This window comes from Bordetella genomosp. 5 (assembly GCF_002261315.1).
Classification (GTDB): Bacteria; Pseudomonadota; Gammaproteobacteria; order Burkholderiales; family Burkholderiaceae_B; genus Bordetella.
The window spans coordinates 15676-34763 of record NZ_NEVP01000001.1; the positions used below are offsets into that span (position 1 = coordinate 15676).

The 19088-nt window shown below is 69.7% G+C and carries 20 protein-coding genes; 8 read left to right on the forward strand and 12 right to left on the reverse strand.

Going from position 1 to position 19088, the window contains the following annotated elements; genetic code table 11:
* The first annotated feature begins 62 nt into the window (after window positions 1-62).
* The 3 genes from dksA to hslU all read left to right on the forward strand — a co-directional run bounded on the left by dksA (window position 63) and on the right by hslU (window position 2621).
* A complete protein-coding gene (dksA, locus tag CAL25_RS00080) occupies window positions 63-527 on the forward strand; it encodes an RNA polymerase-binding protein DksA (protein WP_094797923.1) in 465 nt (154 codons plus the stop codon).
* A gap of 189 nt (window positions 528-716) precedes the next feature.
* Complete coding sequence (gene hslV / locus CAL25_RS00085; RefSeq protein ID WP_094797924.1) at window positions 717-1256, forward strand: ATP-dependent protease subunit HslV; 540 nt, start codon at window positions 717-719, stop codon at window positions 1254-1256.
* Between the two features lie 30 nt (window positions 1257-1286).
* Window positions 1287-2621 carry an ATP-dependent protease ATPase subunit HslU gene (hslU, locus tag CAL25_RS00090; protein ID WP_094797925.1) on the forward strand — a complete coding sequence of 445 codons (1335 nt, stop codon included), beginning with the start codon at window positions 1287-1289 and terminating at the stop codon, window positions 2619-2621.
* A gap of 156 nt (window positions 2622-2777) precedes the next feature.
* Here hslU and CAL25_RS00095 read toward each other — a convergent pair whose 3' ends face one another.
* Window positions 2778-3083, reverse strand: a complete 306-nt coding sequence (locus CAL25_RS00095) for a copper-binding protein (RefSeq protein WP_094797926.1) — start codon at window positions 3081-3083, stop codon at window positions 2778-2780.
* Window positions 3084-3301: 218 nt separating this feature from the next.
* Here CAL25_RS00095 and CAL25_RS00100 point away from each other — a divergent pair, with 218 nt between their 5' ends.
* Both CAL25_RS00100 and CAL25_RS00105 read left to right on the forward strand, forming a co-directional pair.
* Window positions 3302-3862 (forward strand): cob(I)yrinic acid a,c-diamide adenosyltransferase, encoded by a 561-nt coding sequence (locus tag CAL25_RS00100; protein ID WP_094797927.1) that lies wholly within the window; start codon window positions 3302-3304, stop codon window positions 3860-3862.
* Between the two features lie 542 nt (window positions 3863-4404).
* Entirely contained in the window at window positions 4405-6921 is a 2517-nt protein-coding gene (locus CAL25_RS00105; protein WP_249278899.1) for an autotransporter domain-containing protein, read from the forward strand.
* A 65-nt stretch (window positions 6922-6986) separates the two neighbouring features.
* On the opposite strand, the gene lipA is transcribed toward CAL25_RS00105, so the two are convergent.
* From lipA to CAL25_RS00155, 10 genes are all read right to left on the reverse strand, one after another.
* Window positions 6987-7985, reverse strand: coding sequence for a lipoyl synthase (gene lipA, locus CAL25_RS00110; RefSeq protein ID WP_094797929.1), 999 nt, complete (start codon window positions 7983-7985; stop codon window positions 6987-6989).
* 58 nt (window positions 7986-8043) lie between these two features.
* Window positions 8044-8772 (reverse strand): lipoyl(octanoyl) transferase LipB, encoded by a 729-nt coding sequence (gene lipB, locus CAL25_RS00115; RefSeq protein ID WP_094797930.1) that lies wholly within the window; start codon window positions 8770-8772, stop codon window positions 8044-8046.
* 24 nt (window positions 8773-8796) lie between these two features.
* A complete protein-coding gene (locus CAL25_RS00120; protein WP_094797931.1) occupies window positions 8797-9069 on the reverse strand; it encodes a YbeD family protein in 273 nt (90 codons plus the stop codon).
* 84 nt (window positions 9070-9153) lie between these two features.
* The gene (locus CAL25_RS00125; RefSeq protein WP_094797932.1) at window positions 9154-10020 is read right to left on the reverse strand and encodes a D-amino acid aminotransferase; all 867 of its coding nucleotides are present in this window, start codon (window positions 10018-10020) and stop codon (window positions 9154-9156) included.
* A gap of 188 nt (window positions 10021-10208) precedes the next feature.
* Window positions 10209-11468 (reverse strand): D-alanyl-D-alanine carboxypeptidase family protein, encoded by a 1260-nt coding sequence (locus tag CAL25_RS00130; protein ID WP_094797933.1) that lies wholly within the window; start codon window positions 11466-11468, stop codon window positions 10209-10211.
* Between the two features lie 126 nt (window positions 11469-11594).
* Entirely contained in the window at window positions 11595-12248 is a 654-nt protein-coding gene (locus CAL25_RS00135) for an alpha/beta hydrolase (RefSeq protein ID WP_094797934.1), read from the reverse strand.
* A 55-nt stretch (window positions 12249-12303) separates the two neighbouring features.
* Window positions 12304-12942 carry an ABC-type transport auxiliary lipoprotein family protein gene (locus CAL25_RS00140; RefSeq protein WP_432759220.1) on the reverse strand — a complete coding sequence of 213 codons (639 nt, stop codon included), beginning with the start codon at window positions 12940-12942 and terminating at the stop codon, window positions 12304-12306.
* Window positions 12943-12953: 11 nt separating this feature from the next.
* Complete coding sequence (locus tag CAL25_RS00145; RefSeq protein WP_094797935.1) at window positions 12954-13880, reverse strand: MlaD family protein; 927 nt, start codon at window positions 13878-13880, stop codon at window positions 12954-12956.
* Window positions 13867-14706, reverse strand: a complete 840-nt coding sequence (locus CAL25_RS00150; protein WP_094797936.1) for an ABC transporter ATP-binding protein — start codon at window positions 14704-14706, stop codon at window positions 13867-13869. Before CAL25_RS00150 ends, CAL25_RS00145 begins: the two co-directional genes overlap by 14 nt.
* Window positions 14706-15836, reverse strand: a complete 1131-nt coding sequence (locus CAL25_RS00155; protein ID WP_094797937.1) for an MlaE family ABC transporter permease — start codon at window positions 15834-15836, stop codon at window positions 14706-14708. Before CAL25_RS00155 ends, CAL25_RS00150 begins: the two co-directional genes overlap by 1 nt.
* 84 nt (window positions 15837-15920) lie before the next feature.
* Between CAL25_RS00155 and CAL25_RS00160 the strand changes: the two genes are divergently transcribed.
* Genes CAL25_RS00160 through CAL25_RS00170 form a run of 3 tightly spaced genes read left to right on the forward strand, consistent with a single transcriptional unit; the run spans window position 15921 to window position 17790 of the window.
* Window positions 15921-16760, forward strand: coding sequence for a biotin--[acetyl-CoA-carboxylase] ligase (locus tag CAL25_RS00160; RefSeq protein ID WP_094797938.1), 840 nt, complete (start codon window positions 15921-15923; stop codon window positions 16758-16760).
* Window positions 16757-17563, forward strand: a complete 807-nt coding sequence (locus tag CAL25_RS00165) for a type III pantothenate kinase (protein WP_094797939.1) — start codon at window positions 16757-16759, stop codon at window positions 17561-17563. Before CAL25_RS00160 ends, CAL25_RS00165 begins: the two co-directional genes overlap by 4 nt.
* Before the next feature lie 44 nt (window positions 17564-17607).
* Entirely contained in the window at window positions 17608-17790 is a 183-nt protein-coding gene (locus tag CAL25_RS00170; RefSeq protein WP_094797940.1) for a hypothetical protein, read from the forward strand.
* Window positions 17791-17794: 4 nt separating this feature from the next.
* Here the strand turns inward: CAL25_RS00170 and CAL25_RS00175 are convergent, their stop codons facing one another.
* Window positions 17795-19087 (reverse strand): 3-deoxy-D-manno-octulosonic acid transferase, encoded by a 1293-nt coding sequence (locus CAL25_RS00175; RefSeq protein WP_094797941.1) that lies wholly within the window; start codon window positions 19085-19087, stop codon window positions 17795-17797.
* Between the last annotated feature and the right edge of the window lies 1 nt (window position 19088).

Here is a 19088-nt window from a genome sequence, read left to right on the forward strand (position 1 = left end):
ATACGGCCAGCCGGAATGCGCCGGAAGGCGGGATCTGGATCGATTCATAGTGGAGTGTTTTCATGGCTACGAAGGCAGCAACCAAAAAAGCAAGCAAGTCGACGAACGAGGCGACGACTGATCTGCCCAGCGAACAGGATTTGCTGGCCATGTCCGAAGCCGACTACATGAACGACCGCCAGCTGGCGTTCTTCAAAGAGCGGCTCAAACAACTCGAACAGGACATCCTGGCCAACGCCGGCGAGACCACCGAGCACCTGCGCGAAACGCAGTTCGTACCCGATCCGGCCGACCGCGCCACGATCGAAGAAGAGCACGCGCTCGAGCTGCGCACCCGCGATCGCGAGCGCAAGCTGCTCAAGAAGGTGCAGCAGGCCATCGCCCGCATCGACAGCGGCGAATACGGCTGGTGCGAAGAAACCGGCGAGCCGATCGGCGTGCCGCGTCTGCTCGCGCGCCCCACGGCCACCCTGTCGCTCGAAGCCCAGGAACGCCGCGAGATGCGCCAGAAGCTGTACGGCGACTGATCCTCCGATCGTCACAGTTTTTTACGCCACACAGGGCTATGCTGGTTCTCCAGCATGGCCCTTTGTCTTTTGGGAAGCGCCCGCGCAGGCCGCGGATCGCCGCGGGCCTCGCCAGGGCGATGGCACCCGACAAGTTGTCTTGAAATCGCGCCGACCATCCCCAGCTAAGACCTTCAAAGGAAGGAACGCATGGAACAATTTCACGCCACTACCATCGTCTGCGTCCGCCGGGGCAATCACGTCGCGCTGGGCGGCGATGGTCAGGTCACGCTGGGCAACATCGTCATCAAGGGCACCGCGCGCAAGATCCGCCGCCTGTACCACGACAAAGTGCTGGCCGGTTTTGCCGGTGCCACCGCCGATGCCTTCACGCTCCAGGAGCGCTTCGAGGCCAAGCTCGAAAAACACCAGGGCCACCTGATGCGTGCCGCCGTCGAGCTCACGCGCGACTGGCGCACCGACCGCGTGCTGCGCCGTCTCGAAGCCATGCTCATCGTGGCCGACGTCGAGCACACGCTGGTGCTCACCGGCAACGGCGACGTACTCGAGCCCGAACACGGTCTGGCCGCCATCGGATCCGGCGGCGCCTATGCGCAATCGGCCGCGCTCGCGCTGCTGCGCAACACCGAACTCGCGCCGGAAGTCATCGTCAAACAGTCGCTGGAGATTGCCGGCGACCTGTGCATCTATACCAACCAGAATCACGTGATCGAGACGCTGGGCGGCTGACGCCCCCGCGCCCGGAAGGACCCGACCGCCATGTCCGCATCGAACATGACCCCCGGAGAGATCGTCTCCGAACTCGACAAATACATCATCGGCCAGAACCGCGCCAAGCGTGCGGTTGCCGTGGCGCTGCGCAACCGCTGGCGCCGCCAGCAGGTCGCCGAGCCGCTGCGCCACGAGATCCATCCCAAAAACATCCTGATGATCGGCCCCACCGGCGTGGGCAAGACCGAGATCGCGCGCCGTCTGGCCAAGCTGGCCAACGCGCCCTTCATCAAAATCGAAGCCACCAAGTTCACCGAGGTGGGTTATGTGGGCCGCGACGTCGACACCATCATCCGCGACCTGACCGAATACTCGATCAAGCAGACGCGTGAGATCGAGATGCGCCGCGTGCGCTCGCATGCCGAAGACGCCGCCGAAGACCGCATTCTCGATGTGCTCGTGCCGCCGCCCCGCAACGCCATGGGCACGCCCGAGCGCGGCGAAGACAGCACCACGCGCCAGACCTTCCGCAAGCGCCTGCGCGAGGGCCTGCTCGACGACACCGAGATCGAGATCGAGATCGCCCAGGCCGCGCCGCAGCTCGACGTGATGACCCCGCCGGGCATGGAAGAGATGGCGGAGCAGCTGCGCGGCATGTTCGCCGGCATGGCCCGCGACAAGACCAAGCCCAAGAAGATCAAGATCAAGGAAGCCCTCAAGCTCATCACCGAGGAAGAAGCGGCCAAGCGCGTCAACGAAGACGACATCAAGACGGCCGCGATCGCCAACGTCGAGCAGAATGGCATCGTGTTCCTCGACGAGATCGACAAGATCGCCGCGCGCCAGGAATCCGGCGGCGCCGAAGTCTCGCGCCAGGGCGTGCAGCGCGACCTGCTGCCGCTGGTCGAGGGCACCACGGTGAACACGCGCTACGGCATGGTGCGGACCGATCACATCCTGTTCATCGCGTCGGGCGCGTTCCACCTGGCGCGTCCGTCGGATCTGATCCCCGAACTGCAGGGCCGCTTCCCGATCCGCGTCGAGCTCGACTCGTTGTCGGCCGACGATTTCGTGCGCATCCTGTCCGAGACCGACGCGTCGCTGGTCAAGCAGTACACCGCCCTGCTCGAGACCGAAGGCGTGACGCTCGACTTCACCGACGAAGGCATCAAGCGGCTCGCGGAGCTGGCCTTCTCGGTCAACGAGCGCACCGAGAACATCGGCGCGCGCCGTCTGTACACGGTGATGGAGAAGCTGCTCGACGAGCTGTCCTTCGACGCCACCGCCAGCAGCGGTCAGGCCGTGAAGATCGACGGCGCCTACGTGGATGCCCAGCTGGCCGAAACCGCCAGCAGCCAGGATCTCGCGCGCTACGTGCTGTAACGCAACGCCGCGATATCAGCGGGCCCCGCGCGGGCCCGCGGCACCAACGACAAGGCCCGGCATTGCCGGGCCTTGTGCATGATGGGTCGCGCGTCAGGCGCCGCAGGCCGACGTGTCGTGCGTCACGCCGCGTGCGTCAAACGCCGTGCGCCAGGATTATTTGGAAATCGCCGTGACGATGTACCGCCCATCCTTGCGGGTGGCGGTAAACGACACTTTGTCGCCGGCCTTGATATCGGCGAGCAGCTTGGGCTCGGCCTGATACACCAGGGTCATGGCGGGCAGGTCGAGCGCGGCGATCGCATCATGCTTGATCGTCACCGTGCCGGCAGCCGGGTCGATGCGCCGGACTTCGCCGCTGGCGCTGGCCTGCTGGGCGAACGCCATGGGCGTGGCCAGGCTCACCACGGCCATGGCCGTGGTCATGGCGAACGTCGAACCGAGTTTGCGGGAAAAGCCCATCTGTACCTCCAAAACAGCGGTGCGCCGTGGCGCACCCACCTACACAGCATAGCGTTTATGCAGCGGCTCCGACCCTGTGCAAACGCAACAAGTCTGACCATATTTATACCGTACCGCACCGCGTCTCCCGCCGCCCGGCGCCCGGCGCCCGGTGCCCGGCGCCCGGGTGCCCGGCGCACTAAAATAGCGGCCCGGATTTCATTCTGCAAGGATTCGTCATGGCCAACCGCTTGTCCGTCATTGCCACCCGTACCGGAGACGATGGCACCACCGGCCTGGGCGACGGCACGCGCACGCCGAAAGACGATGCGCGGGTCATCGCCATGGGCGATGTCGACGAGTTCAACAGCACGCTCGGGCTGCTGCTCTGCGAAGAACTGCCCGCCGATGTCGCGACCGACCTGCTGACGATGCAGCACGATCTCTTCGACATGGGCGCCGAGCTATGCATTCCGGGCCATGTCGCGGTGGCTCCTGAGCAGGTGGCGTTCCTGGATGCGCGGCTGGCGCACTACAACGCCAATCTGCCGCCCTTGCGCGAATTCATTCTGCCCGGCGGCAGCCGCGCCGCCGCCCTCGCCCACCTGGCGCGCACCAGCGCGCGCCGCGCCGAGCGTGCCGTCATTGCGCTGGCCCGCCAGGCTTCGGTCAACGCGCCGCTGCGCCAGTACCTTAATCGCGCCTCCGACCTGATGTTCGTGCTGGCGCGGTACGTCAATCAGGAAAAGGGCCTGCCCGACGTGTGCTGGACCAGCCGCAATTCGCGCGTGCAGCCCTGACATCCACGCGGCGGGCCCGGCCAGGGCCTGCCCCGCGTCGTCGCCATTTGTTTTTGTGAGAGTGTTGCCCCTCACCGTGTGCATCACTACGGCTTCCGTCCGCGCGATCCGCGCTTTCCTGAAGCCAGCACACGATGTCTCCTATCCAGGCTCTTTCCCGCGCCGGCGCTCGCCGGGCGAGTGCGTTTCTCATCGTTCTGATCCTGTCGGCCTGCGGTGGTGGAGGCGGAGGAGGCGGCGGCGGGGGTGGTAGCGGCGGTGGTGGCGCAGGCGGCGGAGGCACGACCGGTGGCGCGACCGGAGGCGCGACGGGAGGCACGGCAGGCGCAACCGGAAGCACCGGAGGAAGAGGCACCGGAGGAGGAAGCACCGGAGGAGGAGGCACCGGCAGCGCAGGAGGCACCGACAGCGCCGCCAGCACGAACACCGCGCCCACCCCCAGCGTTCCGACCTCCAGCGCGCCGGCCGAGGAGGCGCCGAACAACGCGGGGGATCCCCTCGCGGCGCCCGCCCCGACCGCGGCCAACTTCAATGCCCAAGGCGTGCGCATCGGCGTCCTCGACGGCGGCTTCAACGGCGACGGTATCCTCGACCACCCCGCCGCCGTGGCCGCCGCCTTGCAGGAGATCATCGCGCCCGAAGACGCCGAGCTCGGCTCGCACGGCGCGATCGTCAGCCGGGTGATCGGCGGTCGGGACATCGGCGACGGCTTTCCACAGGGGCTCGCCTACGGCTTCAGCCTGTACCAGGCCAACGCGGGCGCCATCGTGACCGAGGCCATGCTGAGCAACCGGCTGGGCGCGTTCGCCGCGCGCAACGTGAGGATCGTGAACAACTCCTGGTCACTGCCGTCCGACCCTGCCTTCCTGCTGCCCGATGGCGATCAAACGCGGCCCGACTCGCTCATGGTGACCACGCTGTTTCCGCCGCTGCGCACGGCCGTCCTCACCAACGGCATGCTGCTGATCTGGGCCGCCGGCAACGAAACGCAGGACAATCCTTATCTGATGGCCGGCGCGCCCGCCGTCGACCCTACGCTCGAGCGCGGCTGGCTCGCCGTCGTGCAGCTGCAGGCCGACAACACGCTCTCGCCCTGGTCCAATGCCTGCGGCGTCGCGGCCAACTGGTGCCTCGGCGCGCAGGCCCCCAACAACCTGCGCGGCACCTCGTTCGCGGCCCCGGTCGTCACGGCCGTGGCCGGCCTGGTCTCGCAGGCCTACCCCTGGATGGACAACAGCGCGCTGCGCCAGACCATCCTGTCCACCGCTGACGACCTCGGCAATCGCGCGCTGTACGGCTGGGGACGCGTGAATCCCGAGCGCGCGGTGCGCGGGCCGGCCCTGTTCGACACCGGGCTCACGCTCGGCGGCAACTTCGTGGCCAACTTCGATGCCGTGCAGTCCACCTTCTACAACGACATCGCGGGCAATGCCGGCCTCGACAAGCTCGGCACCGGCACCCTGATCCTCACGGGCAGCAACACGTACGCGGGCGCCACGAACGTGCTGGGCGGCACGCTCGGGCTCTCCGGCAGTCTTGCCAGCGACGTGAACGTCGGCGCCGCCGGCACGCTGCTCGCCAAGGGCGGCGTGGTGAATGCCTCGGTCAACAACGGCGGGCGCACCGAGGCCCGCGGCACCGGCCTGCACATCACGGGCGACTACACGGCCCAGGACACGTCGACCACCGCCGTGCAGCTCGGCAGCATCATCACGGTCGGCAGAACGGCCACGCTGGCCGGTTCCACGTTGCAGGTCCTCAAGCCCGAGGGCAGATACGTGGTCAGGTCGCGCGAAACCGTCCTTCGGGCTGGCAGGCTCGAGGGCACGTTCAGCAGGGTCACGGCCGAGAACGGCCTGCTGTACGTCGTCAGCGCCCGCTACTCGGCCACCCAGGTGGAACTCGACACCCAGCGGCGCAACGTCGCGCACGCGGCACAGGATTTCTTCGGCGCCGACGCGACCCGCCAGTCCGCCGGACACGCCGTCGAGACGGCCTTCCGGGCGGCCGACGCGAAGGTCCAGGGCGCGGCGAGCAGCGCGTCGGACGCCTTCGTCGCCGCCGCGGCCAAGCTGCAATCCGTGGCTTCGCGCACCGCACTGGGCAACACGCTCGACAGCGTGAGCGGACAGATCTTCGCCTCGTCCCAGGCCCTCGCCTTTCAGCAGTCGCAAACCGTCGACCGCGCGCTGACGCACCGTCTGGACAGTCTGGCGTCGGCCATGGCCGCGCCGGGTGCCTGGCTGAACCTCACCGGCGCCGCCGGCACGCTGGCCCAATCGGGGTTCGCCCGCGCGGACACGCGCCTGTTCGCCGCACAGGCGGGCGCAGATCAGCGCGTCGGCCCGAGCACCGTGCTCGGCGGCGCCTTCACCTGGTCCGACGCCAACGCACGCTTCGATCGTCATGGCGGCGGCGCCACCAGCCGTGGTCAGGGCGTGTCGCTATACGGCCGCCAGGGCGACGACACCGGCCCGTACCTCGCGGGCCGCGTGGGTTACGACTGGCTGCGCGCCGACGTCAGGCGCGAGATTCTGGCCGGCGACGCGCGCCGCGTGGCCAGCGCGCGCCAGGATCGGATGGCGAGCGCCTACGCCGAGCTCGGCTACACCTTCGCAGATGACGACGACCGCCTGACGCCCTTCGTCGGCGTCTCCTACGATCGCCTGCAACGCGGGCGCCTCGACGAAAGCGCCCATGCGTTCGGACTGAAGGCCGCCGCCGCGACGCACGCGCAGGCGGGGGCCGCGAGCGGCATGCGTTTCAGATGGAAGCCCGGCAGCTGGGCCGGACGCGATACGGTGTTTTCGGCTTATGCGGCCTATCGCTATGCAAACGCCGAACGCCTCGATTTCACGGCCGCCTTCACGGGCGCGCCGGACGCCACGTTCCGGGTCCAGGGCATCGGACTACGACGCCACAGCGGCTGGGCCGGCGTGGGCGCGGCCAGCGGGCTCGATGAACGGCTGTCGTGGTTCGTGCATTACGACGTGCAGGCCAGCGCGGGCGGCGTCGCCAATCACGTGCTCTCGGCCCGCATGCGCTACCGCTACGACTGAGCCCGGCGCTACCGCGATCGATCGCGGCACGCCGAGGCAGCGGCCCGCAGGGCGGGCCGTCCGGCTCAGTTCACGCCGGCGGCGTGGGCCTGTTCGTCGGCGTGGTACGAAGACCGCACCATGGCGCCCACGGCGGCATGCGAGAAGCCCATCGCGTAGGCCTCGCGTTCGAACATCGCGAAGGTGTCGGGATGCACGTAGCGCAGCACCGGCAGGTGATGCTCGGACGGCTGCAGGTACTGGCCGATGGTGATCATGTCGACGTTGTGCTCGCGCATGTCACGCATGACCTGCAGGATCTCTTCGTCGGTTTCGCCCAGGCCCAGCATCAGGCCCGACTTGGTCGGCACCTCGGGATGCAGCTTCTTGAACTCGGCCAGCAGCTTGAGCGAGTGCATGTAGTCCGAACCCGGACGGGCCTGCTTGTACAGGCGCGGCACGGTTTCGAGGTTGTGGTTCATCACGTCGGGCGGGCCGGCGTTGAGAATGGCCAGCGCGCGATCCAGACGGCCGCGGAAATCGGGCACCAGCACTTCGATGCGGGTGTTGGGCGAGAGCTCGCGGATCTGCGTGATGCAATCGACGAAGTGAGCGGCGCCGCCATCGCGCAGATCGTCGCGGTCGACCGAGGTGATCACCACGTACGAGAGCTTGAGCGCGCCGATCGTGCGCGCCAGGTTGCGCGGCTCTTCGGTGTCGAGCGGGTCGGGGCGGCCATGGCCCACATCACAGAACGGGCAGCGGCGCGTGCACTTGTCGCCCATGATCATGAACGTGGCCGTGCCCTTGCCGAAGCATTCGCCGATGTTGGGGCACGAGGCCTCTTCACAGACCGTGTGCAGATTGTGCTCGCGCAGGATGCGCTTGATGTCGTAGAAGCGCGAGCCCGGGGCGGCGGCGCGCACGCGGATCCACTCGGGCTTTTTCAGGCGTTCGGCCGGAACGATCTTGATCGGAATGCGCGCGGTCTTGGCTTGCGACTTCTGCTTCTGCGTGGGGTCGTAGGCCGGGGCGGCGGCCTGCGCTTCCTTCGAGGGATCGGGAGACTCGACGATCTGGGACATGAGGCACCTTCAGGCCCGGGCGGCGAACGGCCAGGCGGTCTGGGGAAAAAAAGGCATTTTACTCCCCCGCCGTCGCGAGGCCGGATCCGGCCCGCGCCGACGGGGCGCGACAGGTGGCGGGCGGCAGGCCCGCCGGGGGCTGGGCAGCGCGGCTCTGCGCGGCATCGATCGCGCGGGCCAGTGCCGCCGCGAGCTCGCGGGCCAGCACCTCGCCCACGTCACGCGGACCGGCCACGACACCGCACGCCGCCATATCGACGGTGCGCAGGCCTTCGTAGCCACAGGGATTGATGCCGTCGAAGGGCGTCAGGTCCATGGCGACGTTGAGCGCCACGCCGTGATAGGCGCAGCCGTTGCGGATCTTGATGCCCAGCGCGGCGATCTTGGCCAGCTCGTCGCCGCCCTGCGCGACGTACACGCCCGGCGCGCCGGGCTTGCGACAGGACTCGATGCCGTGCCGCGCGAGCGTGGCGATGGTGGCGTCTTCGAGTAGCGCGACGTACTCGCGCACGAACAGGCCGGCGCGGCGCAGGTCGAACAGCGTGTAGGCCACGACCTGGCCCGGCCCGTGATACGTGACCTGACCGCCGCGATCGCAATGCACGACCGGCACGCAGCCCGGATTGAGCAGGTGGGCGGGGCTGCCCGCCTGGCCCAGCGTGTACACCGGCGCGTGCTCACAGAGCCAGATCTCGTCGGGCGTGGCGGGCTGGCGCGCCGCCGTGAAGGCGCGCATGTCGTGCCACACCGACGCGTAGTCGGCGGGCGCATCGAGCCACGTGATCATCCGTGCGATTCCGGCCGCCAGCGCTTACAGGACGATGGACACCATGGGGTGGCCATGCAGCGCGCGGTACAGCGCGTCGAGCTGCTCGCGCGAGGTGGCGCGCACGGTGAACGTGAGGCCGAGGTAGTTGCCGCCCTTGCTGGGCCGCATCTCGACCGACGCGGGATCGAAGGCGGGATCGTGCTCGAGCACGATGGCGGTGAGTGTCTGGGCGAATTCCGGATGCTGCTTGCCCATCACCTTGATGGGGAAGTCGGACGGATATTCGATGAGGGATTCTTCGGGGGGGATATTCATGGTGTGGACCAGCCTCTGCGAGAGCCTGCCCGCGTGGCACGGCCACCGCCGGGCGGCGCATGCCGCCCGGGCGACGTGAAACGGCTACAGGGCAGCGATGCGGGCATCATAACCCGCGCGCAGTCGTGCAAAAACAGGGCCGGGCTTGCCGGTGCCCACGGGCTTGCCGTCGAGCTGGGTGACGGCGAGCACTTCCTTGGTGGCCGAGGTGATGAGGATCTCGTCGGCGGACTCGACCTCGGCGCGCGGCAGGGCGCGCATCTCGAACGGGATGCCGGCCTCCTGTGCGAGCTCCGCCATCAGGCCGTACCGGATCCCTTCGAGGATCAGGTTGTTCTTGGGCGGCGCCAGCAGCGTGCCGTTGCGCACGACCCAGATATTGGCCGACGCGCCTTCGCTCAGGAAGCCATCGCGGAACTGCAGCACTTCTTCGACGCCCGCGTCGACGGCGGCCTGCTTGGCCAGCACGTTGCCCAGCAGGGACACCGATTTGATTTCGCAGTGCAGCCAGCGCTCGTCGGGGATCGAGATCGTGCTGACGCCGCGCTCGCGCTGCGCCTGGCCGGGCGGCACATAGGGCGTCGCCATGCCGAACAGGGTGGGTGTGACGGGCTCGGTGGGAAAGCCGTGGTCGCGCTTGGCGACGCCGCGCGTGACCTGCAGGTAGATGAGACAGGTGGGCGCTTCCGAGCGGATCACGAGCTGATCCACCAGGGCGACCCAGCCCGCGTGCTCGAGCGGGGCGGGGATGCGGATGGCCTTGAGGCTGCGCGCCAGCCGCGCGAGGTGCTCGTCCATGCGGAACACCTTGCGGTTGTACACCGGCACCACTTCGTAGATGCCATCGCCAAAAATGAAGCCGCGGTCGAGAACCGAAATCTTGGCTTCGTCGAGCCGTGTGAACTCGCCGTTGAGATACACCTGGCTGTCGCCCGGCATGCCCGGAATCATGGAATGCTCCTGAGGGATGTGGCGGCGAGCCGGCCCCGGCTCGCCTCGCCGCAGGACCGGATGCCGGGGCGGCCGGCACGGCGGGCGACCTGGCGGCAGCCACGCGGGCGGCACGCGCCGTGGCGCGGCCCTGCATCGCGCAGCTTACACCCGGCGGACGCCGTTGCCCACGGCGCCCGGCTCAGGCATTACTGGAACCAGCGCTTGACCGTGTCGACCATGCGGCCGAAGAAGCCGGCGCGTTCGACATCTTCCTGCACCACCAGCGGCTCGACACGCAGCACCTTGTTGTCGAGCGTGAGTTGCAGCGTGCCGACCTGCTGGCCCTTGGCGAGCGGGGCGACGAGCGGATCCGTGCGCTGCGCCACCGGCTTGATCTCGCCGGCCTTGCCGCGCGGCACCGAGAGCACGACCGGATTCGGCGGGCCCAGCTTGACCGTCTCGACCTTGCCTTCCCAGACGCGCGCATCCAGGCCCGGCTGCGCCTTGTCGTAGAGCTTGACCGTGTCGAAGTTCTGGAAGCTCCAGTTGAGCAGCTTCAGGCTTTCTTCGGCACGCGTGGACTCGCTGTCGGCGCCCAGCAGCACCGTGAGCACACGGCGATCACCGCGCAGCGCCGTCGACACCAGGCAATAGCCGGCGGAGTCGGTGTGGCCCGTCTTCATGCCATCGACCGACGGATCGGCCCACAGCAGGCGGTTGCGGTTGGGCTGCGTGATCTTGTTGTACGTGTAGCTGCGCTGCTTGTAGTAGTGGTAGTACTCGGGGTGATCGGCCACCAGGTGCGCGGCCAGCGTGGCGAGGTCGCGCGCGCTGGTGATGTGCTGCGGATCGGGCAGGCCGGTGGCGTTCATGAAGTGGGTGTCCTTCATGCCCAGCCGCTGCGCCTGCTCGTTCATCAGCGCGGCGAACGAGGCTTCGCTGCCGCCCACGGCCTCGGCCAGCGCGACCGAGGCGTCGTTGCCCGACTGCACGATCATGCCCTGGATCAGTTCGTCGACCGTGACGGGTTTGCGCGGCTCGATGAACATGCGCGAGCCGCCCGTGCGCCAGGCGTGCTCGGAGACCGGCACCTGCTGATCGAGCGTGAGGCGCTTTTCGTCGAGCGCATTGAAGACCACATACGCCGTCATGATCTTGGTGAGCGATGCGGGCTCGACCTTCATGTCGGGATTGGAGCTGGCCAGCATCTGGCCGCTGCCGACGTCGATGGTGACCCAGGCCTTGGCCGCGATCGTCGGCGCGGGCACCGCCGAGAGCTCGCCCACGGCCACCGTCGGGGCTGGCGCGGCGGTCGTGGTGGCCGGCGCGGGCGCGGCCGTCTGCTGTGCCTGCACGGGAACGCTGGCGGCCAGCATGGCGGCCAGAACAGCACCCGTGAGCACGCGGCGCGCGAAAACGGTAGGAGCGGTGGCGGAGGAATCTGCGGAGAGGGGCAAGGTCTTCATCGGCTACGAATGGGGGGGAAAGAGGCGCCGGCTCTGGTGGCCGGCTCGAGGCACACAATTATAGGCAGCGTATCCGACAGCCCCCGGCGGGGAATGTTCCGCAACATGCAACCCGATGCTACGCGTTCAATCCAGCGCGACTTTGAGGCGGGCCTGCACGAGCTGGCGCAGCGAGAGCAGCTTGCCGTGGAAGAAATGCGATGCGCCCGGAATCACGACCAGCGGCAGGTTGCGCGGCCGCGCCCAATCCATCGCTTCGGCCAGCGGCACGACTTCGTCGGTCTCGCCGTGCACCAGCAGCGCATCCTCGGGCAGCTGCACCTCGCGGAACTGGAAACGGCCGACGGCCGGTCCCATCAGCATGACGGCGGCCGGCGCGCGTGCCGCGTCCTGCTCGGCCAGCGTGGCATACACCTGCGCGGCCACGGCGGTGCCGAAGGAAAAGCCGCCCAGCACCCACGGCAGATCCGCGAGTTCGGGATGCTGTTCCCGCACCTGTTCGACCAGGCCCAACATGTCTTCGGTTTCGCCGACCGCCTTGTCGAAGGTGCCTTCGGAGCCGCCCACGCCGCGGAAATTGGGGCGCACCGCGAGCAGACCGTGCTGCACGCAGGCCCGCGCGATCGTGGTCACGACCTTGTTGTCGCGTGCGCCGCCCTGCAGGGGATGCGGGTGCAGGACCAGTGCCCAGCCACGCGGCGCGTCGTCGGGCCAATCCAGGGCACATTCGATGCGGCCGGCGGCGCCGGTGAACGAGGCGATATCAGTACGGGCAGGCATGGCAGGGCGAACTCGGTAAGCAGTGAACGAAGAGGAATGGTAACCGGCGCGCCCGCTAAGGCGCCGCCCGCGTGGGCGCGGCCGCTGGCGGCAGCGTGCGCGCCAGCCAGGCGGCGATCTCGTCGGCGGCCGCGTCGGTGGCGCGGCGCAGTGCCTGCACGCCGCCCGGCGCATCCTGCGTGGCGGCCGGCACCGCGTGGGCCACGCGCACCTGACCCAGCACCTTGCGGTTCTGCACGGCGATGGCCTGCAGCACGATGCGGCCTTCGCTCTGCTGGCCATCGGTGGCGAAGACCTGCTCGAAGCGCATCAGCGTGACCTGCACCTGGATCGCGGCCGGGATCGCGCTGTCGGCCATCACCGGGCCTTCGCGCGACAGCCGGTCGATCAGGCGCTCGCGCACCAGCGTGGCGGGCGGCTGGCTCCAGCGATAGGTCGCGTACGAGCGCGGGCTCGCGCTCTCGCCCACGCGCCACACCACGCCGCTGTCGTTGAGCGCGGGCGCGGCCGTGTAGGCGAGCTGGATCGGCACGCGGGCCGGCAGCGGCGCGCCCGTCGTGGGCGCGCTGTCCGGACCGAGGTCGAACAGCGTGGGGGAATCGGCCACGCGGCCCACGCTGCAGCCGGCCAGCAGCAGCGCCGCCAGCAGGACCGGCGCGGCCAGGAATGCGCGCGGGCGCATCGAAGAATGCATGCTCATCGGCTTCATCTCCCAAATCCGGCGAAGCCGGCCTCGCCCGGGCCGGGCGCCGCGGGCGCCGGTCCGAACAGAATCGATTGCGGGGTGTCGCCCACGTTGCGCAGCGTGCGGTTGGCGCTGCGCGCGGCCGAGTCGACGCTGCGCGCCATGTTGGTCATGGCGGGCAAGGTTTCCTGATCCAGCCGTGACGCCGCATAGGCGATGTCCTGCAGGCTCGAGGTGGCGAGCGACAGCGGCCCGTTGGGCGCGTTCAGACGCGCCACCGCCTCGCGCGCCGACTGCGCCAGCAGGCCGATCTCGCGCGAGCTCTTGTCGATCGAATCGACCAGCGGCCCCGCCTTGGCGAGGGCCGGCCCGAGTTCGCGGCTGGCATCCTTGAGCTGCGCCGTGATGGCGGTGACGTTGTTCAGCGCCTCGGTCAGTGCCTGCACGTTCTGCGGGCTCACGATGTTGCGCAGCTGCTCGGCGGTCTGCTCGAAGTTGTTCAGCAGCGCCCCGCCGCGCTGTTCGACGCGCTCGAGAAACCCGGGGCGCAGCGGAATCGTGGCCGGACGCTCCTCGGTGGACGCCAGCCGGCGGCCGGAGCTGCCGTCGTCGCGCAGATCCACGTTGGCCAGACCGGTCACGCCCTGCACGCCGATCTCGGCCCAGGTGGACGCGGTGATGGGCGTGGTGGGCGCGACACCGATGCGGATGCGCACCTGGCCCGGCCGCTCGGGATTGAGGCCGAGCGACTGCACCTTGCCCACCGGCACGCCCTGATAGCGCACGGCCGATTGCGCCGACAGGCCGCTCACCGGCGTGGTCGACACGATCTCGTACACCGTGACGGCGGCGCGGTCGCGGCCGACCCAGATGGCGATCAGCGCGGCGGCCACCAGCAGTACCAGTGTGAACGCGCCCGCCAGCAAGGCGTGACTACGATTTTCCATTGCCCGGCTCCTTGGGTGCCAGATCTCCCAGCGCGCGGCGGCCGCGCTCGCCCAGGAAAAAGCTGTGTATGAAGGGGTGATCGACTTTCAGCACCTCGGGCACCGTGTCGCAGACGATCACGCGTTCCTCGGCCAGCACGGCAACGCGCGTGGCCAGCGCCAGCAGCGTGTCGAGATCGTGCGTGACCATCACGACGGTGAACCCGAGCTGCCGATGCAGCGCACGGATCAGGTCGACGAATTCATCGGAGCGCACGGGATCCAGCCCGGCCGTGGGCTCGTCGAGAAAGAGCAATTCGGGGTCGAGCGCCAGCGCGCGCGCGAGCGCCACGCGCTTGACCATGCCGCCGGACAGATCGGAGGGGTTCTTGCCCGCGTCCTGCGCGGTCAGGCCCACCATCGCGAGGCGGCTCATCACCACGTCGCGCACCAGGTCCTCGGGAATGGTGCGCAGCTCGCGCAACGGCAGGGCCACGTTGTCGAACACGGTCAGCGCCGAAAACAGCGCGCCCGCCTGAAACAGCATGCCCCAGCGCGTGGAGAGCCCCATGCGCTCGCGCGGCGTCAGCCCCGCGAGCGGATGTCCCAGCACTTCGACCGTGCCGGCCGCGGGCGGGTTCAATCCCAGCAGCGTGCGCAGCAACACCGTCTTGCCCGAGCCCGAGCCACCCACCAGCGTCATGATCTCGCCCGGATAGACGGTGAGGTTGAGCCTGTCGTGCACCACGTGGTCGCCGAAGGCCGTGCGCAGGCCCTGCACCGCAATCACGGGGCGCACGGTGAGCTCGGACTCGGCGAACAGGCGGGCTTGGACGGCGGTGTTCATCAGATCCTCAACAGGCTCAGCACGATCGCGAACAGCGCGTCGACCAGGATCACGCCGGTGATGGCCGTCACCACCGATGCGGTGGTGCCGCGTCCCAGGCTTTCGGTGTTGGGCTGGATGCGCAGGCCGAAGTGGCAGGCGATCAGGGCGATGAGGACGCCGAACGTCACGCCCTTGGCGACGCCGATCCAGTAGTTGGTGAGCGTGATGGCATCGGGCAGCGACTTGAGGAACCACTCGGCCGACACGCCCAGCTGCGCCTGCGCGGCCAGCATGCCACCGAGCAGCGCCATCGCATCGGTCCAGATCACGAGCAGCGGCATCGTCACGGCGAGCGCGACCACGCGCGGCAGGATCAGGCGCTGGCTCTGCGAGATGCCCATGACCCGCATCGCATCGAGCTCTTCGGTGACGCGCATCACGCCGATCTGGGCCGTGATGGCCGAGCCGGAGCGGCCGGCCACCAGAATGGCCGCGAGCACCGGGCCCAGTTCGCGCACGATGGAGACCCCGAGCAGACGCACGATGAAGCGGTCCGCGCCGAAGAGCTGCAGCTGCTGCGCCGACAAGTAGGAGAGCACCACGCCGATCAGGAAGCCGACCAGCGCGGTGATGCCGAGCGCCTGCGCGCCTGTGCGATAGATCTGTGCCGAGATTTCGCGCCACGGCGCCCGCGCGGGCCGCGCCAGCATGGCGCCGAAGTCGAGCACGAGCTGGCCCAGCATGATGAGCAGGACGTAGCCATGATGCGCGGCGTCGAAGATCGCCTGACCGATCGCGCGGATCCAGCCCAGGCGATCCGTCGGGGGCTCGGGCGGGCACGGCTCGCCGCGATGGCGCGCCAGGGTATCGAAGACGTCGCGCTGACCGTCGGTCAGGCGGACGCGCTCGGGCAGCCGCTCGCCCCAGGCCCGCCACAGCACGGTGGCGCCGATGGTGTCGAGCCGGCCAATATCGCGCAGATCCCAGCGGGCATCCTTGCCGGCGCGGGCGAGCAGGGCCCGGCGCGTCTGGACCTCGCCGGGTGCCGACAGGGCCTCGATGCTCCAGTCGCCGGCCACCACGCAAACGCCGCTGTCCAGCCGCAATGGCTGGGCGGGACGCGCGGCGGTATGGGGGTTTTGATGCATGTATCGTCGAACACTGAACCGTAAGTCGCACCGTAACAGAATCATATACGGCCCGCCCGGGTCGAGTGACCTACAATCCCGCCCATGTCAGTACCCGCCAGCCCCCTCGCCTTGCCCGCGCCCGACGAATTGGCGCGCGCGCTCGCTGCCCGCCTGCCCGGATTCCAGGACATCGCCTGGGTTGCCGAAACCGGCTCCACCAACGCCGATCTGATGGAACGCGCCCGCGCCGACGCCGGACCGCGGCCGTGGCTGCTGGGTGCGCACGCGCAGCAGAGCGGCCGCGGCCGCGCGGGCCGCGCCTGGGCCAATGCCGTGGGCGACACGCTGATGGTGTCCTGTGCCTACGAGATCCGGGTCCCGCCCGCCCGGCTGCCGGCGATTTCGCCGCTCGCGGGCCTGGCCGCCTGCGAGGCCCTGCGCGGGCTCTCCGGCTCGGCCGGCCTGTGCGTGAAGTGGCCGAACGACGTGCAATGGCACGACGCCAAGCTGGCCGGCATTCTGGTCGAGTCGGTCCGCACGCCCGGCACCGACTCGCACACCGTCGTGATCGGCATGGGCGTGAATCTGCGTGCCGCTGCCGCGCTGAGCGCGTCGCTGGGCCGCGAGGTGGCCGACTGGAGCCAGGTCACGGCGCACAGCCCGAGCGCGCCGGCCCACATCGCCGACATCGTGGCCGCGCTGGCCCTCGCCTGGCAGGACGCCATCACCGAGCTCGAGCGCGACGGTTTCGAAGCCTTCCAGGCCCGCTATGCCGGCCTCGACGCGCTGATCGGCCGTCCGGTCACCGTGCAGGATCAGGGCCGCGTGCTGCATGAAGGCGTAGCCTGCGGGCTCGACGGATTGGGCCGGCTGCAGGTCCGCACCGAGCACGACACGATCACCGTGTCGGTCGGCGAGATTTCCGTGCGGGCCCGCGCATGAGCCCCGTCGCCCTGCCCTCGCTCACCCTGCTGATCGACTCGGGCAACAGCCGGCTGAAGATCGGCTGGCTGCGCGCCGACGGCGCACGCGAACCCGAGCCGCTCGCGTTCGACAACCTCGATTTCGAAGCCTTGGGCCGCTGGCTCGACACGCTGCCCGAACGCCCGGCCCAGGCCGTGGGCGTGAACGTGGCGGGCGCGGCGCGCGGCCAGGCGATCGCCGACACCCTGGCCCGCTGCGGCTGCGCCGTGCAGTGGCAGCACTCGCGCCGCGACGCGCTCGGACTGCGCAACGACTACGCCAAGCCCGAACAGCTCGGCGCCGACCGCTGGGCGGCCCTGCTGGGCCTGCTCTCGCGGCTGCCCGCCGGGCATCCGCCCGCGATGCTGGCCTGCTTCGGCACGGCCACCACCCTCGACACGATCACGCCCGACAATGTCTTTCCGGGCGGCCTGATCCTGCCCGGCCCGGCCATGATGCGCGCGTCGCTCAAGCACGGCACAGCCAACCTGCCGTTGGCCGAAGGCCCGGTCGCCGACTTCCCGATCAACACCTTCGAGGCCATCACGAGCGGCATCGCGGCGGCGCAGGCCGGCGCGGTGGTGCGTCAATGGCTGGCCGCGAGCCAGCGGCACGGCGCCCCCGCCGAGATCTATGTGGCGGGCGGCGGCTGGCCCGAGGTGCGCGATGAAACCGAACGCCTGCTGGCCGAGGTCGGCGCGGTGACCATGCCGCGCGTGCTGCAGGGGCCGGTGCTCGACGGGCTGGCCGCCCTGGTCACCCACGGCGCGGTGCAGGCATGAGCCGTGCTGCAACCCCCCATTCCGATTACCAGGGACGCTGATCCATGCGCATTCTGTTCTTCCTGATCGTGCTGGCCAACGTGTGGGCCTATGGCCTGGGTCAGGGATGGCTGGGCATCCGGCCCGACGACGAAGGCCGCGACTACCGTCGCGCCGCGCAGGAACTCAACGCCGATCGCGTGGCCGTGCTGCCGCTCGCGGCGGGCAGCCAGGGCCGCGCGCCCTGAGCGTTCATTCTTCGCGCCGCGCGGGCCTGAGCCAATCCGAAATCGCCGCCACGGTGCGCGCCACCGCGCCGGCATGCGCGCTGGTCCAGCGGCGCGCGGCGTCGGCCCTGGCCGACAGGGCCGGCGCATCGCGCAGCCAGGCCTGAGCCAGCGCCACCGCGCCGGCGGCATCCGCGGCGCGTTCGGCCGCACCGGCCTCGATGGCATCGGCCACCGCCTGCTCGAAATTGTGCGTATGCGGCCCCACGATGACGGGCGTGCCGGCCGCGCAGGCTTCGATGAGGTTGTGCCCGCCCAGTGGCGCGAAGCTGCCCGCCACGATGGCCACGTCGGCGCAGGCGTAATAGAACGGCATCTCGCCGAGCGAGTCCCCCACCACCACGTCCACCGCCGCGTCCGGCACGCCGGGATGCTCCGAGCGGCGCGCGACGCGCAGTCCGGCGTCGCTCAAATGACGCGCCGCCTCGTCGAACCGGTGCGGGTGCCGCGGAATCAGCAAAAACAGCACGCGCGGCGCCTGCGCCCGGGCCGCCGCGATGGCCGCCGCGAACGGCGCGTCTTCGCCCTCGCGCGTGCTGGCGATCGCGATGACGGGACGATCGCACGCCGCCCGCCACTGCCGGCCCGCCTCGAGCTGTGCCGCGGGCAGGCTCACATCGAACTTAAGATTGCCAATGACCTGGATGCGCGTCGCGCCGGCCTCGGCCAGGCGCACGCCGTCGTCCGCGGTCTGCACCAGCACGCGGTCGAGTCCGGCCAGCGCCTCGCGCATGACCTCGCCCTGGCGCCTGGCGCGGCGCAGCGAGCCGGGCGAGAAACGGCCATTGACCAGCGCCATCGGCACGGCCGCCGCGCGCGCGGCGGCCAGCACGTTGGGCCAGATCTCGCGCTCGACGATCAGGCCGCAACGGGGCCGCGTGGCCGCCAGAAAGCGCGCTGCCGCCGCCGGAAAATCGTAGGGAAGCCAGGTCTGGCGCAACTGCCCGCGCGCGATCGCGGCCTCGAACAGCCGTGCGCCTTCGGCGCGGCCGGTGGCGGTCATGTGCGTGAGCAGCAGCGGCAGGCCGGCGTCGAGCAGGGCCTGGATCAGGGGTTGCGCGGCGCGGGTCTCGCCCAGGCTGACCGCGTGCACCCAGACCGGCACATCGTCGCGGGCAGCCTCGGCGGGCACGTGACCGAAACGCTCGCGGCCGAGGATGTCCCATTGACCCGGCGTGCGGCGCGCGCGGCGCCACATGAAGAGCCAGAGCAGCGGCGCCAGCGCGCGCAGGGCCAGGGTATAGCCGCCGCGCCGCATC

Bases quoted from the DNA above. Each gene is read 5' to 3' on its own strand.
- hslV (WP_094797924.1), top strand. From the start codon at position 717: ATGGAACAATTTCACGCCACTACCATCGTCTGCGTCCGCCGGGGCAAT.
- CAL25_RS00150 (WP_094797936.1), bottom strand. From the start codon at position 14,706: ATGAACACCGCCGTCCAAGCCCGCCTGTTCGCCGAGTCCGAGCTCACC.
- CAL25_RS00095 (WP_094797926.1), bottom strand. From the start codon at position 3,083: ATGGGCTTTTCCCGCAAACTCGGTTCGACGTTCGCCATGACCACGGCC.
- CAL25_RS00120 (WP_094797931.1), bottom strand. From the start codon at position 9,069: ATGAATATCCCCCCCGAAGAATCCCTCATCGAATATCCGTCCGACTTC.
- CAL25_RS00100 (WP_094797927.1), top strand. From the start codon at position 3,302: ATGGCCAACCGCTTGTCCGTCATTGCCACCCGTACCGGAGACGATGGC.
- CAL25_RS00165 (WP_094797939.1), top strand. From the start codon at position 16,757: ATGAGCCCCGTCGCCCTGCCCTCGCTCACCCTGCTGATCGACTCGGGC.
- CAL25_RS00125 (WP_094797932.1), bottom strand. From the start codon at position 10,020: ATGATTCCGGGCATGCCGGGCGACAGCCAGGTGTATCTCAACGGCGAG.
- CAL25_RS00140 (WP_432759220.1), bottom strand. From the start codon at position 12,942: ATGCATTCTTCGATGCGCCCGCGCGCATTCCTGGCCGCGCCGGTCCTG.
- lipB (WP_094797930.1), bottom strand. From the start codon at position 8,772: ATGATCACGTGGCTCGATGCGCCCGCCGACTACGCGTCGGTGTGGCAC.
- CAL25_RS00155 (WP_094797937.1), bottom strand. From the start codon at position 15,836: ATGCATCAAAACCCCCATACCGCCGCGCGTCCCGCCCAGCCATTGCGG.
- CAL25_RS00135 (WP_094797934.1), bottom strand. From the start codon at position 12,248: ATGCCTGCCCGTACTGATATCGCCTCGTTCACCGGCGCCGCCGGCCGC.
- dksA (WP_094797923.1), top strand. From the start codon at position 63: ATGGCTACGAAGGCAGCAACCAAAAAAGCAAGCAAGTCGACGAACGAG.
- CAL25_RS00145 (WP_094797935.1), bottom strand. From the start codon at position 13,880: ATGGAAAATCGTAGTCACGCCTTGCTGGCGGGCGCGTTCACACTGGTA.
- CAL25_RS00170 (WP_094797940.1), top strand. From the start codon at position 17,608: ATGCGCATTCTGTTCTTCCTGATCGTGCTGGCCAACGTGTGGGCCTAT.
- CAL25_RS00175 (WP_094797941.1), bottom strand. From the start codon at position 19,087: ATGCGGCGCGGCGGCTATACCCTGGCCCTGCGCGCGCTGGCGCCGCTG.
- lipA (WP_094797929.1), bottom strand. From the start codon at position 7,985: ATGTCCCAGATCGTCGAGTCTCCCGATCCCTCGAAGGAAGCGCAGGCC.
- CAL25_RS00130 (WP_094797933.1), bottom strand. From the start codon at position 11,468: ATGAAGACCTTGCCCCTCTCCGCAGATTCCTCCGCCACCGCTCCTACC.
- CAL25_RS00160 (WP_094797938.1), top strand. From the start codon at position 15,921: ATGTCAGTACCCGCCAGCCCCCTCGCCTTGCCCGCGCCCGACGAATTG.
- hslU (WP_094797925.1), top strand. From the start codon at position 1,287: ATGTCCGCATCGAACATGACCCCCGGAGAGATCGTCTCCGAACTCGAC.